Source organism: Saccharopolyspora griseoalba, from assembly GCF_042665275.1.
GTDB lineage: Bacteria > Actinomycetota > Actinomycetes > Mycobacteriales > Pseudonocardiaceae > Saccharopolyspora > Saccharopolyspora griseoalba.
In genome coordinates this window covers 85,891-98,962 of the sequence record NZ_JBHTCJ010000011.1, presented here as the reverse complement: position 1 = coordinate 98,962, position 13,072 = coordinate 85,891, and the positions used below count along the sequence as shown (strand labels likewise).

Below are 13,072 nucleotides of genomic sequence, written 5' to 3'. Positions count from 1 at the left end.
CCGCGCGGTTCTCCATTTCAGCGAATGTCCCGGCTCGCGTGCGGGACTCTCGATGAAAAGAGGGACCGCGAGCCGTCCTCAGAGGGTCGCGACGAACTTCGCCACCGCGTCGGAGTTGAGGCGCTTGGCCACGCCGCCCTGGGGAGCCTGCGAACCGATCTGGTACAGCGGCCGGTTGGGCGCCGGCTCGCCCCTGGCCTCCGCTTGCAGCTGGGCCACGATCAGCTGGGACAGCACCAGGGCCCGGGTGTCCGGGTTGGTCGCCAGCACGTCGGCCAGCCTGCGCAGGCCGTAGATGCCCAGCTCCCGACCGCCGGTGCCGGCGTACATCGCCAGGGCGACGCTGATCGCCTTGCCCCGACCGCCGACGAGCACGTTGATCGTGCGGGTGCCGCGCAGGTCGGTGACGAACAGCTCCAGCCGCGTCGCGGTGCGCACGTCCACCACGCGGCTGCCCAGCGCCCGCGCGACCACCTGCTCGCCGCGCAGCTGCACGGTCTTGCGCGCCTCGGTGAAGGCCAGCAGCAGCAGCGGAACGGCCACCACCGCGAACGTGACGCCGAAGCCCGCCGGACCGGCGAACAGCCCCACGACGCCGCCGAGCGCGGCGCCCACCAGGAGCGCCGCGATCGCCACGTTGCGGGCGCGCACCCGCACGGTGCGCCGGTCCAGCAGGTCCAGCGACACCGCCTCGTCCTCGGCCATCAGCGCCCCAGCGCCTCGCGCACGCCGGCGACCAGCGAGTCCAGCGCCACCTCGCGCTGCTCACCGGTGGCCAGCTCCTTGAGCTGGGCCGAGCCGGACTCCAGGTCCCGCTCGCCGAGCACCAGCGCGAACCGGGCCCCGGAGCGGTCGGCGGCCTTCATCGCGCCCTTGAGCCCCTTGCCGCCGTAGGCGATGTCGACCCGCACGCCCGCGGCCCGCAGGCCGCCCGCGGCCTCGACCAGCTTGCGCTTGGCGGTTTCGCCCATCGGCACGCAGTAGACGTCGCAGCGCGCCTGGTCGCCCACGGTCAGCCCCTCGACCTGGCAGGCCAGCAGCGTGCGGTCCACGCCCAGGCCGAAGCCGATGCCGGAGAGCTCCTGGCCGCCGAGCTCGGCCATCAGGCCGTCGTAGCGGCCGCCGCCGCCGATGCCGGACTGGGCGCCGAGCCCGTCGTGGACGAACTCGAAGGTCGTCTTGGTGTAGTAGTCCAGGCCGCGCACCATCCGCGGGTTCTCCGAGAACCGCACGCCCAGGTCGATCAGGTGCGCCTTGACCTGCTCGTAGTGGTCCTTCGCCTCGGCCGAGAGGTGGTCGACCATCAGCGGGGCGTCGGCGAGCAGCTCGCGGACCTCGGGGCGCTTGTCGTCGAGCACCCGCAGCGGGTTGAGCTCGGCGCGCTTCTGCGTCTCCTCGTCCAGCGGCAGCCCGCGCAGGAACTCCTGCAGCTTGGCGCGGTAGGCCGGGCGGCAGGTGGCATCGCCCAGCGAGGTCAGCTCGACGCGGTGCCCGGTGATGCCCAGCCGCCGGTAGGCCTCGTCGGCGATGGCGATGACCTCGGCGTCCAGGGCCGGGTCGTCGACCCCGATGGCCTCCACGCCGACCTGCTGCAGCTGGCGGTAGCGGCCCGCCTGCGGGCGCTCGTAGCGGAAGAACGCGCCGGAGTAGTACAGCTTCACCGGCAGCTGGCCGCGATCGAGCCCGTGCTCGATCACCGAGCGCATGACACCGGCCGTGCCCTCCGGGCGCAGCGTCACCGAGCGGCCGCCGCGGTCGGCGAAGGTGTACATCTCCTTGCTGACCACGTCGGTGGACTCGCCGACGCCGCGGGCGAACAGCGAGGTGTCCTCGAAGAGCGGCAGCTCGATGTAGCCGTAGCCCGCGCGGCGCGCGGCGTCCGAGAAGGCCTCGCGCACGGCGAGGAAGCCGGCGGATTCCGGCGGGTAGTACTCGGGGATGCCCTTGGGGGCGGTGAACTCGGTCATGTTCTTTCGGTCGCAGTCCTCGTCAGTGGGCGTCGGCGGGCAGTTCCTGCAGGAACGGGTTGCCCGCGCGCTCGCGCCCGATGGTGGTGGTCGGCCCGTGGCCCGGCAGCACGACGGTCTCGTCGTCCAGCGGCAGCACCCGGTTGGTCAGCGATTCGAGCATCTGGCCGTGGTCTCCGCCGGGCAGGTCGGTGCGCCCGATGGCGCCGGCGAAGAGGGTGTCACCGGACAGCAGGAGCCGTCCGCCCTCCTCGGTGCCGACGCCGAAAAGCACCGACCCGCCGGTATGGCCCGGGGTGTGCGCGACGTCGAAGCGCAGGCCCGCGAGCTCCAGCACGTCGCCGTCGGCGAGCTCGCGCACCTCGGCGGGCTCCTCCCCCGCCGGCCCGTCGCCGAAGAGCTGCTTGCCCATCGGGCCCAGGGCCGCGCCCGGGTCGGCGAGCATGTACCGGTCGGCCGGGTGGACGTGCGCGGCGATCTCGTGCTCCGCGCAGATCTTCGCCGCGGACATGACGTGGTCGAAGTGCCCGTGGGTCAGCAGCACGGCCTCCGGGGTCAGCCGGTGCTCGTCCAGCTGCGCGGCCAGCGGCTCGGCGGCGTCCTGCCCGGGATCCACGACCACGCACGGCTCGCCGTCGCCGCGCGCCAGCACGTAGCAGTTCGCCTGCAGAGGTCCGGCCGGAAACCCGAGGACAAGCACGTGGGGCCTTTCGTCGGAGGTGATGACGGTCCCAGGTTATCGTCCGGCGCTCCCGTCCCCGCGCACGCGGGCGCGGGCTCTCAGGAAACCGGATCGGGCGACCTCATAAACTGCCAGCACAACATCACAGACGGGATTGGGGAGGGAGCAGGTGCCCAGCAACGAGCAGCGCCGGCAGGCCGCCAAGCGGAAGCTCGAGCGCCAGATGCAGCGCCGCGAGCAGCAGGCCAAGCGACGCCGGGTGATCACCATCGGCACCACGATCGTCGTGGTCGTGGCGGTCGTGGTGGGGGTCTTCTACTTCACCCGCGACAACGACAGCTCCGCGGCTCCGAAGCAGCAGGACCAGCAGCAGCCGAAGGTCGACATCCCGACCGAACCGGCCCCGGTGCCCGCGCGCCCCGCTCCGCTGGCCGATCCGGTCTCGTGCCAGTACCGCCCGGACGGCGAGGCGAGCAAGCCGGTGCAGCCGCCGGCCGACGGCGAGGTGTCCTCGAAGGGCACCGTGCAGGCCACGATCAAGACCAACCGCGGCGACATCCCGCTGACCCTGGACCGCGCGCTGGCCCCGTGCGCGGTCAACAGCTTCGTCCACCTGGCCGAGCAGTCGTTCTACGACGGCACCAGCTGCCACCGGCTGGGCACCGAGGGCCTGCAGATGCTGCAGTGCGGCGACCCGACCGGCCAGGGCAGCGGCGGCCCCGGTTACGCCTTCGACGACGAGACCTTCCCGGAGCTCAAGTACGGCCGGGGGATCCTGGCCATGGCCAACTCCGGCCCGAACACCAACGGCAGCCAGTTCTTCATGGTCTTCGGCGAAGCTCCGCTGCCGCCCAACTACACCGTGTTCGGCACCATCTCCGAGGACGGGCTGAAGGTCGTCGACGACATCGCCCGCGCGGGCACCGACGGCGCCTTCGAGCCCTCGCCCGGCGGCGGCCACCCGAACAAGAAGGTCACCTTCGAGAAGGTCGCGGTCCAGGAGGCCTGATCGCCGCTTCTCATCAGAAGTCCCCCGCGCGCGCAGTGGCGTGGCGGGGGACTTCTGACGAGAAGGGGGCGCGGGGCTACGCGGCCGAGGTCACGCGGTAGACGTCGTAGACGCCTTCGATGTTGCGGACCGCCTTGAGGACGTGGCCCAGGTGCTTCGGGTCGCCCATCTCGAAGGAGAAGCGGCTGACCGCCACCCGGTCCTTCGAGGTGGTCACCGAGGCCGACAGGATGTTCACCCGCTCGTCGGCCAGCACCTTGGTGACGTCCGAGAGCAGCCGGTGCCGGTCCAGCGCCTCCACCTGGATGGCCACCAGGAACACCGAGGACGACGAGGGCGCCCAGTGCACCTCGACCAGGCGCTCCGGGGTGGCGCGCAGGTCGTCGGCGTTGGTGCAGTCGGTGCGGTGCACGCTCACCCAGCCGCCCCGGGTGATGAAGCCCAGGATCTCGTCGCCCGGCACCGGGGTGCAGCAGCGCGCCAGCTTGGCGTAGACGTCGTTGAGGTCCTGCACCACCACGCCCGAGTCGCCGCTGACCCGGCGCTTGCCGCGCAGCGTGGAGGGGGTCGAGCGCTCGGCCACCTCGTCGGCGGCCTGCTCCGGACCGCCGATGCAGGCCACCAGCCGCTGCACCAGGTGCTGCGCGGAGAGCTGCTTCTCGCCCACCGCCGCGTACAGCGCGGTGACGTCGACGTAGTGCAGCTCGCGGGCGACCGCGCCCAGCGCCTCGGCGGAGATCAGCCGCTGCACCGGCAGGCCCAGCCGGCGGACCTCCTTGGTGATCAGGTCCTTGCCGGACTCGATCGCCTCCTCCCGGCGCTCCTTTGCGAACCACTGCTTGATCTTGGCCTTGGCGCGCGGGGAGGCGACGAACGACAGCCAGTCCCGGCTCGGCCCGGAGCCCTCGGCCTTGGAGGTGAAGATCTCCACGACCTCGCCGTTCTCCAGCTTGCGCTCCAGGGCCACCAGCCGGCCGTTCACCCGGGAGCCGATGCAGCGGTGCCCGACCTCGGTGTGCACCGCGTAGGCGAAGTCCACCGGGGTGGAACCGCTGGGCAGCGTGATCACGTCGCCCTTGGGGGTGAAGACGAAGATCTCCCTGGTGGCCAGGTCGTAGCGCAGCGACTCCAGGAACTCGCCCGGGTCGGCGGCCTCGCGCTGCCAATCCAGCAGCTGACGCATCCAGGCCATCTCGTCGACCTCGTGCCCGCCGGTGGCGTTGCGGCCCTTGGTCTCCTTGTAGCGCCAGTGCGCCGCGATGCCGTACTCGGCGGTGCGGTGCATGTCGTGGGTGCGGATCTGCACCTCCAGCGGCTTGCCCTCCGGGCCGACCACCGTCGTGTGCAGCGACTGGTAGACCCCGAAGCGCGGCTGGGCGATGTAGTCCTTGAACCGGCCGGGCATCGGCTGCCACAGCGCGTGCACCACGCCCATGGCCGCGTAGCAGTCGCGGATCTCGTCGACCAGGATCCGCACGCCCACCAGGTCGTGGATGTCGTCGAAGTCGCGGCCCCGCACGATCATCTTCTGGTGGATCGAGTAGTAGTGCTTGGGCCTGCCCTCGACCTTGGCGGCCAGCCGAGCGGCGTCGAGGTGCTGGGAGAGCTCGTCGACGACGCTGCGCAGGTAGGTGTCGCGGGAGGGCGCGCGGTTGGCCACCAGCCGCACGATCTCGTCGTACTTCTTGGGCTGCAGGATGGCGAAGGCCAGGTCCTCCAGCTCCCACTTGATCGTGGCCATGCCCAGCCGGTGCGCCAGCGGGGCGAGCACCTCCAGGGTCTCCCGGGCCTTGCGCGCCTGCTTCTCCGGCGGCAGGAAGCGCATGGTGCGCATGTTGTGCAGCCGGTCGGCGAGCTTGATCACCAGCACCCGGGGGTCGCGGGCCATCGCGATGACCATCTTGCGGATGGTCTCGGCCTCCGCGGCCGCGCCGAGCTTGACCTTGTCCAGCTTGGTCACGCCGTCGACCAGGTGCCCGACCTCGTCGCCGAAGTCGGCGCGCAGCCGGTCCAGCGAGTAGTCGGTGTCCTCGACGGTGTCGTGCAGCAGACCGGCCACCAGCGTGGTGGTGTCCATGCCCAGCTCGGCGAGAATCGTGGCCACCGCCAGCGGGTGGGTGATGTAGGGGTCGCCGGACTTGCGGGTCTGGGTCCGGTGCTTCTCCTCGGCGACGTCGTAGGCGCGCTGCAGCAGCCCCAGATCGGCTTGCGGGTGGAGTTCGCGGTGCACCGCGGCGAGGGGTTCGAGAACCTGCTTGACCTGCGCCGCGCGCTGGGCCGTGATCCTCCTGGCCAGGCGGGCCCGCACGCGGCGGGTGGCTCCCGCGCGCGGTTCGGCAACCTGATCGGCTGCCGAAGCGGGGGAATCGACGTGATGGCTCACCGCACGCTCCCGGGCTCAGGCGTTGCTTCGAAGTCCCAGGTCCGGGGGACCCGGACACCGAGAATAACGCCGCCGACCTCGCAGGCCTTCCCCGGTGTGTCCGTCAATACGCTCAGCGGTCCCATCCGGCGGCCGAAACGACCACGCGGGTTCGCCCGAACCGATCACCAGCGCCGGTCACCACGGCCCGCGGGACGACGAATCCCCCGGCTCCCGTGCGGGAGGTCCGGGGGATTCGACAGCCCGTTCGCGCCTGGTCAGACCTTCAGCAGCGCGCGGATCTCGGTATCGGCGACCTTCGAGCGGCCCTCCAGCGCGGTCAGCTCCATGACCACCGCGGCCGCCGTGACCTCGGCGCCCGCCTGGGCGATCAGCTTGCAGGCCGCGTCCAGGGTGCCGCCGGTGGCCAGCACGTCGTCGACGACCAGCACCCGCTGCCCGGACCGAAGCGTGTCGGCCGGCAGCTCCAGGGACGCCCGGCCGTACTCCAGCTCGTAGGAGATCGAGTCGGCCACCACGGGCAGCTTCCCGGGCTTGCGCAGCCCGATCACGCCGGTGCCGAACTGGTTGGCCACCGCCGCGCCGAGCAGGAAGCCGCGGGCCTCCACCCCGGCCACCACGTCGAACTCCAGGCCGCGGCCGAGCGCGGCGGTGATCGCCCGCAGCGCGGCCGGGTCCGAGAGCATCGGCCCGATGTCGCGGAACAGCACGCCCGGCTCCGGGAAGTCGGGCACCTCCCGGATCAGGTCGACCGACCGCACGAGCTCGTGATCGCTGGAGTCGGCGACCTGGACGGGCATCGCTTCTCGCACTGCTTCCTCGCTCACGGGTCAACGCCGCTTCTTGCCGCTGGGACGCTGCGCCTTGCCGGCCGGGCGGGCCGCCGGGCGCTTGGGCCCCGCGGCCGCGGCGACCGGGCGCTTGGGCTCTTCCTCGGGAGCCTCGCCGGCGGCGTCGCGGCTGGCGGACTTGGTCCGGCGCTGCTCGACCTTGGCCGCGTGCTGCTGGTAGCGACGCTCGCGCATCTTGAGATCGACCAGCAGCGGCGTGGCCAGGAAGATCGACGAGATGACACCGGCGATCATGCCGACCAGCTGCACCAGGGCCAGGTCGCGGAGCACGCCCACGCCCAGCACCCCGGCGCCGATGACCAGCAGGCCCAGCACGGGCAGCAGCGCGATGACCGAGGTGTTGATCGACCGCATCAGCGTCTGGTTGACCGCCAGGTTGGCCGCCTCCGGGTAGGTCCGGCGGGTCATCGACAGCAGCCCGCGGGTGTTCTCCTTGACCTTGTCGAAGACGACCACCGTGTCGTAGAGCGAGAAGCCGAGGATGGTCAGCAGACCGATCACGGTGCTCGGCGTGACCTCGAAGCCGACCAGGGCGTAGATGCCCATGGTGACCAGGACGTCGTGGATGAGCGCCACCAGCGCGGACACGGCCATCCACTTCTCGAAGTAGAAGGCCAGGAAGATCGTCACCAGCACCAGGAAGACCCCGAGCGCGATCAGCGCCTGCTGCGTGATCTCGCTGCCCCAGGTGCCCGACACGGCGCTGTCGCTGATCACCGCCTCGCTGGGCTGCCCGTTGGCCGCCAGCGGCTTGGTGGATTCGAAGATCTCCTGCTTGACCGAGGCGACCTCGGCGACCGACAGCGAGGTGGCCCGGATCTGGATGGTCTGGGCGTCCCCGGAGCCCACCACCTGGACGGTCGACGGCGCGTGGCCGACGGCCTCGCCGAAGGCCTTCTCGACCTCGGCGGGCTCGATCGGCCCCTGAGCGCCGACCGCCGGCATCGACAGCTGGGTGCCGCCCACGAAGTCGATGCCGAGGTTGAAGCCCTTGAAGCCGATGCCGCCGAGGCAGATCAGCACCAGCAGCCCGAGAGCGACGTAGAACCGGGAGCGCTTGCCGACGATGTCGAAGGCGCCGGTACCGGTGTGGAGCCGGTGGAAGACGCTGCCTTGGGCACGCAGGTCTTCGGTACCTGGAGTCGTCACCTTCACGCCTCCTTGGCGGTGGTCGCGGCGGCCTGCTTGCGCGCTGCCCGGTTCTGGTTGCCGATCTTCTGCACGGCGCCCAGACCGGAGACCGAGGGCTTGGACAGGAACTTGTTCTTCGAGGCCATCGCGACCAGCGGGTGCGTCACCAGGAACACCACGACCAGGTCCAGCACGGTGGACATGCCGAGGGTGAACGCGAAGCCCTTCACCTGGCCGACGGCCAGCACGTAGAGCACGGCGGCGGCCAGGAAGCTGACCGCGTCGGCGGACAGGATCGTGCGGCGGGCCCGCACCCACGCCCGCGGGACCGCGGAGCGGAACGTGCGGCCCTCGCGGACCTCGTCCTTGAGACGTTCGAAGAACACGATGAACGAGTCGGCGGTGATGCCGATGGCGACGATGAAGCCGGCCACGCCCGCCAGGTCGAGGGTGAACCCGATCCAGCGCCCGAGCAGCACCAGCACCGCGTAGACGATCCCGCCGGAGAGGACCAGCGACAGGATCGTGAGCACGCCCAGCGCCCGGTAGTAGGCCAGGCAGTACAGCGCGACCAGCAGCAGCCCGATGGCACCGGCGATCAGTCCGGACTCCAGCGAGGTCACGCCCAGCGTCGGCGAGACGGTCTGGGCCTCGGACTGGTCGAAGGCCAGCGGAAGCGAGCCGTACTTGAGGATCTGCGCGAGGTCGGTCGCGCTCTGCTGGTTGAACTGGCCCTGGACGTTGGCGTTGCCGCCCAGCATCGGCTCGTTGATCGACGGTGCGGACACGACCCGGCCGTCGAGCACGAACGCGGCCCGCTGCTGGACGTTCTTCGAGGTGAAGTCGGCCCACTGCTTGCCGCCCTCGGCCTTGAAGTCCACGTTGACCGTCCAGCCGGGCTGGCCGCCCTGCGGCTGCGGCGGTTGGGCCCTGGCGTCGGCGATCTGCTTGCCCTGGATCACCACCGGTTCGAGCACGAACTTCTGCGTGCCCTCGCGGTTGCAGGTCACCAGCGGGAGGTTCGGGTCGGCGTTGCCGCGCAGCGGGTCCTCGGCCTTGCAGTCGAGCGTCTGCAGCGCCTGCATCTGGACCGCCGGGTCGGCGCTCTGCCGGGTCGCCTTGGCCTCCTCGATGGCCTTGGCGTGGTCCTCCGGAGGCTGGCCGGCCTGCTGCGGCGCGGTGCCTGCGGGCGGTGCCTGACCGGCCTGGATGGCCTGGGTGACCTTGCGGATGGTCAGCTTCGCGGTCTGGCCGAGCTGCTTGGCCTGCTCGCCACCGGCGCCGGGCACCGTGATGACCAGGTTGTTGCCCTCGAGCGCGACCTCGGAGCCGCTGATGCCCATGCCGTTGACGCGGGTCTCGATGATCGAACGCGCCTGGTCGAGCGATTCCTTGCTCGGCGGCTCGCCGTTGAGGGTGCGCGCGGTGAGCGTGACCCGCGTGCCGCCCTGCAGGTCGATGCCCAGCTTGGGATTGGGCTTACCGTCGCCGGTGAAGAACACCAGCGAGTACAGCGCAGCCGCGATCAGCACGAAGATCGCGAGATAACGCCCTGGGCGGATCTGCCCGGCCGGAGGTGCCACGGTGCGTCGTTCTCCTGTTCGAGGTCTGTGCGGATGCGCGGCCCGCCCGCAGCGCGGGCGGCTCGGCCGCGCAGTGGCCGACGAATTGCCACCGTCAAAACTACCGCCGGTTCTACACCGGCCCGTGCGATCGATGCGATGTCGTGTCGATCTTCGCCACGGTCAGTGGGCCCGGCGGTCGAGCCAACGGCGCCGCCACCACGTTCGACGCCTCAGTCTCGCAGGCCCGGCACCGGTCAGGACGATGCGGGGTGGGCGACGAGGTGATCACGCAGCGTGAAAGTGCGCAAAAGCACTGACGCGGACCCGCAGCAGGCGCGGGTCCGCGTCGTGGTCACGTCGGTTCGATGCGGGCCGAGACGTCCCGCGCGGCGAGTCGCGATCGCGGATCCGCTGGTCGTCGTGGTGACCAGCGGTGCGCCGCGGTTCTGCCGCGCCGCGCGGGCTCGGAGGCGCGCCGCGTCGGGCCCGCAGGAACCGGGGAGGGGCCGGTCAGCTGGTCTTCTGCTCCTCGGCCTTGGCCTCGGTGACCTCCTCGGCGGCCGGCTCCTCGGTGACCTCGTTGGTCTCCTCGGCAGCCGCCTCGGTCGAGACCTTCTCGCGGACCGCCTGGCGCACCCAGGTGGTGGTCAGGCCCGGGGCCAGCTCCAGGTCGATGCTGTCGTCGTTGGTGGCCACGACGGTCCCGAACACACCGGAGGTGGTCATGACCCGGTCGCCGACGGTGATGGAGTTCTGCAGCTTCTGCTGCTCGGCCATCATCCGCTTCTGCTTGCGGGCCTGCAGGAACAGCGGCACCGCCAGCAGGACGATCAGCAGCGGGAGGATCAGGGATTGGAGGTTCATCGTGCTCCGTTCAGCGGACGCTTCGGGGCCAGCCCTCTGAGTACTGCGCCCGAATTGTTCGGATGTTCAAACCCAGTGTGCCAGGTCAACTTCGACTGACTCGCCTTTCACCAGGTCGTCAAGGGTCCAATCGGCCCGGGGATCGGCGCGCACCGCCCGGCCGCCCCGGATCGAGACGTGACGAGGATAACGCCAAGCCCAAGACCCCGGTCAGCACCCCGACCCGGACCCGAGCGCCACCGTAGTGTCGCTTTGTCACCGTTCGGTCACTTCGACCGCGGACCTCGTCCCACCGTAGTCGAGGATCGTCCCGCACCGGGGGCTTGCCGCTCGGCGAACGTCACTCCTCGAACAGCGAGGGTTGGGCCTCGCCGGGGGCGTGCTCCGGAGGGCTCATGCCCAGGTGGTTCCAGGCCGCCGCGGTGGCCACCCGGCCCCGCGGGGTGCGCGCGAGCATCCCGATGCGCACCAGGTACGGCTCGCAGACCTCCTCGACCGTGGTCGCCTCCTCCCCCACGGCCACCGCCAGCGTGGAGATTCCCACCGGGCCGCCGTGGAAGGACCGGATCAGCGCGCGCAGCACCGCGCGGTCCAGCCGGTCCAGGCCGATCTCGTCGACGTCGTAGACGTCGAGGGCCGAGCGCGCGATCTCGCGGGTGACCGCCCCGTCGGAGCGCACCTCGGCGTAGTCGCGGACCCGGCGCAGCAGCCGGTTGGCGATGCGCGGGGTGCCCCGCGACCGGGTGGCGATCTCGGTCGCGCCGTCGTCGCGCAGGTCCACGCCCAGGATGCCCGCCGAGCGGCGCACGACCAGCTCCAGCTCGGCCGGGGTGTAGAACTCCATGTGCGCGGTGAAGCCGAACCGGTCGCGCAGCGGACCGGTCAACGAGCCCGAGCGCGTGGTGGCCCCGACCAGGGTGAACGGAGCCAGCTCCAACGGGATGCTGGTCGCGCCCGGCCCCTTGCCCACCACGACGTCGACCCGGTAGTCCTCCATCGCCAGGTAGAGCATCTCCTCGGCCGGGCGGGCGATGCGGTGGATCTCGTCGATGAACAGCACGTCGCCCTCGGTGAGGTTGGACAGCATCGCCGCCAGGTCACCGGGCTTCTCCAGGGCAGGCCCGGAGGTCACGCGGATGGCCGAGCCGAGCTCCGCGGCGATGATCATCGACAGGCTGGTCTTGCCGAGCCCGGGCGGGCCGGAGAACAGCACGTGGTCGGGCTGGTCACCGCGCCGCAGCGCGCCGTGCAGCACCAGTTCCAGCTGCTCGCGCACGCGCGATTGCCCGACGAACTCGCCGAGCTTGCGGGGGCGCAGCGAGGTCTCGACATCCTGGTCCGAGGGCTCCTGCTGCGGGGTGAGCGACACCGAGTCTCCGGGTGCCGGCCAGTCCTGGGGTTCCTCGTACATCGGCTACCTCACTTGGGCCCGAGGGCGGCCAGCGCCTTGCGCAGCACCGCGGAGGTGTCCAGTTCGCCGCCGCCGTTGGACAGCACCTGCTCCACGCTCTGCTCGGCCTGCTTGGCCGAGAAGCCCAGGCTCACCAGCGCCTCGGAGACCTCGCCGCGGATCCGGCCGTGGTCGGGAGACTGGGCGGGGGTCTCGGCGGTGCCGGCCAGCACCCCGACCTTGTCGCGCAGCTCCAGGATCAGCCGCTCGGCGCTCTTGCGGCCGATGCCGGGAACCTGGGTGAGCACGGTGAGGTTGCCGTCGGCCAGCGCGTGGCCGAGCTGGTCGGGCGAGAGCACGGCGAGGGTGGCCAGGGCCAGCCGCGGCCCGACGCCGGAGGCGGTCTGCAGCAGCGCGAACAGGTCGCGGGACTCGGCGTCGGCGAAGCCGTAGAGGGTCAGCGAGTCCTCGCGCACGATCAGCGTGGTCCACAGCCGCGCCTCCTCGCCGCGGCGCAGACCGGCGAGGGTGTTCGGGGTGGCGTGCACGGCCATCCCGACGCCGCCGACCTCGATCACCGCGTGGTCGAGCCCGATCGACAGCACCGGGCCGCGCACCGTGGAGATCATTTCTTCGTCCCTCCTGTTTTGGCCCTGGCGGCCTGCTGCGCCTGCTTGAGGCGGGCGCGGTGATTGCGGGCGAGTTCCGCGGCGCGGGCCTCGGCCTGCGCCAACCGGTCCATCATCGGCGCCCGCCAGAGGTGGCAGATGGCCAGGGCCAGGGCATCGGCGGCGTCGGCGGGCTTCGGCGCGGCGTCCAACCCGAGGATCTTGGTGACCATGGCGGTGACCTGCTGCTTGTCCGCGCGGCCCGAACCGCTGATGGCGGCCTTGACCTCGCTGGGGGTGTGGAAGGCCACAGGCAGGTCGCGGCGCGCGGCGGCCAGCGCGACCACCCCGGACACCTGCGCGGTGCCCATCACGGTGCGCACGTTGTGCTGGCTGAACACCCGCTCGATCGCGACGACCTGCGGCTGGTGCAGATCCATCCAGCGCTCGACCTCGTCGCCCACGGCCAGCAGCCGCGAGGCCAGCTCGTCCTCCGCTGGCGAGCGCGCGACCCCGACGGCCACGCAACCGGCCTCGCGCCCGCGCCCGCCGTCGACGACGCCCAGACCGCAGCGGGTCAGACCGGGGTCGACTCCCAGCACACGCACGACGCCACCCACTC

At 71.4% G+C, this 13,072-nt stretch carries 12 protein-coding genes; 1 reads left to right on the top strand and 11 read right to left on the bottom strand.

The genetic code is table 11. From position 1 onward, the window contains the following. Positions 1-78 precede the first annotated feature (78 nt). From ACFQRI_RS20100 to ACFQRI_RS20090, 3 genes are read right to left on the bottom strand one after another with little or no spacing between them, the layout of a single operon-like run. Positions 79-705: a hypothetical protein gene (locus ACFQRI_RS20100; protein WP_380670889.1), complete on the bottom strand. Its 627-nt coding sequence runs from the start codon at positions 703-705 to the stop codon at positions 79-81. Further along, entirely contained in the window at positions 705-1,967 is a 1,263-nt protein-coding gene (gene hisS / locus ACFQRI_RS20095) for a histidine--tRNA ligase (protein WP_380670887.1), read from the bottom strand. Before hisS ends, ACFQRI_RS20100 begins: the two co-directional genes overlap by 1 nt. Before the next feature lie 22 nt (positions 1,968-1,989). Continuing rightward, entirely contained in the window at positions 1,990-2,667 is a 678-nt protein-coding gene (locus tag ACFQRI_RS20090) for an MBL fold metallo-hydrolase (RefSeq protein ID WP_380670885.1), read from the bottom strand. Positions 2,668-2,818: 151 nt separating this feature from the next. On the opposite strand from ACFQRI_RS20090, the gene ACFQRI_RS20085 reads away from it, so the two are divergent. Further along, complete coding sequence (locus ACFQRI_RS20085) at positions 2,819-3,658, top strand: peptidylprolyl isomerase (RefSeq protein ID WP_380670883.1); 840 nt, start codon at positions 2,819-2,821, stop codon at positions 3,656-3,658. Between the two features lie 76 nt (positions 3,659-3,734). Here the strand turns inward: ACFQRI_RS20085 and ACFQRI_RS20080 are convergent, their stop codons facing one another. The 8 genes from ACFQRI_RS20080 to ruvC form a co-directional block, all read right to left on the bottom strand. Beyond that, complete coding sequence (locus ACFQRI_RS20080) at positions 3,735-6,041, bottom strand: RelA/SpoT family protein (protein WP_380670881.1); 2,307 nt, start codon at positions 6,039-6,041, stop codon at positions 3,735-3,737. Positions 6,042-6,298: 257 nt separating this feature from the next. Beyond that, positions 6,299-6,841 carry an adenine phosphoribosyltransferase gene (locus ACFQRI_RS20075; protein WP_380671100.1) on the bottom strand — a complete coding sequence of 181 codons (543 nt, stop codon included), beginning with the start codon at positions 6,839-6,841 and terminating at the stop codon, positions 6,299-6,301. A gap of 30 nt (positions 6,842-6,871) precedes the next feature. After that, a complete protein-coding gene (gene secF, locus ACFQRI_RS20070; RefSeq protein ID WP_380670879.1) occupies positions 6,872-8,047 on the bottom strand; it encodes a protein translocase subunit SecF in 1,176 nt (391 codons plus the stop codon). After that, positions 8,044-9,606 (bottom strand): protein translocase subunit SecD, encoded by a 1,563-nt coding sequence (secD, locus tag ACFQRI_RS20065; protein ID WP_380670877.1) that lies wholly within the window; start codon positions 9,604-9,606, stop codon positions 8,044-8,046. The genes secF and secD overlap by 4 nt, the downstream gene beginning before the upstream one ends. A gap of 492 nt (positions 9,607-10,098) precedes the next feature. Next, complete coding sequence (yajC, locus tag ACFQRI_RS20060; RefSeq protein ID WP_380670875.1) at positions 10,099-10,452, bottom strand: preprotein translocase subunit YajC; 354 nt, start codon at positions 10,450-10,452, stop codon at positions 10,099-10,101. 340 nt (positions 10,453-10,792) lie between these two features. Beyond that, complete coding sequence (gene ruvB, locus ACFQRI_RS20055) at positions 10,793-11,863, bottom strand: Holliday junction branch migration DNA helicase RuvB (protein ID WP_380670873.1); 1,071 nt, start codon at positions 11,861-11,863, stop codon at positions 10,793-10,795. An 8-nt stretch (positions 11,864-11,871) separates the two neighbouring features. Continuing rightward, positions 11,872-12,471 carry a Holliday junction branch migration protein RuvA gene (ruvA, locus tag ACFQRI_RS20050; RefSeq protein WP_380670871.1) on the bottom strand — a complete coding sequence of 200 codons (600 nt, stop codon included), beginning with the start codon at positions 12,469-12,471 and terminating at the stop codon, positions 11,872-11,874. Further along, positions 12,468-13,058, bottom strand: coding sequence for a crossover junction endodeoxyribonuclease RuvC (ruvC, locus tag ACFQRI_RS20045; protein ID WP_380670869.1), 591 nt, complete (start codon positions 13,056-13,058; stop codon positions 12,468-12,470). Before ruvC ends, ruvA begins: the two co-directional genes overlap by 4 nt. Positions 13,059-13,072 lie beyond the last annotated feature (14 nt).

Coding starts and splice junctions, on each gene's coding strand:
- ruvB (WP_380670873.1), bottom strand. CDS start 11,863: ATGTACGAGGAACCCCAGGACTGGCCGGCACCCGGAGACTCGGTGTCG.
- yajC (WP_380670875.1), bottom strand. CDS start 10,452: ATGAACCTCCAATCCCTGATCCTCCCGCTGCTGATCGTCCTGCTGGCG.
- ACFQRI_RS20100 (WP_380670889.1), bottom strand. CDS start 705: ATGGCCGAGGACGAGGCGGTGTCGCTGGACCTGCTGGACCGGCGCACC.
- ACFQRI_RS20075 (WP_380671100.1), bottom strand. CDS start 6,841: ATGCCCGTCCAGGTCGCCGACTCCAGCGATCACGAGCTCGTGCGGTCG.
- hisS (WP_380670887.1), bottom strand. CDS start 1,967: ATGACCGAGTTCACCGCCCCCAAGGGCATCCCCGAGTACTACCCGCCG.
- ruvA (WP_380670871.1), bottom strand. CDS start 12,471: ATGATCTCCACGGTGCGCGGCCCGGTGCTGTCGATCGGGCTCGACCAC.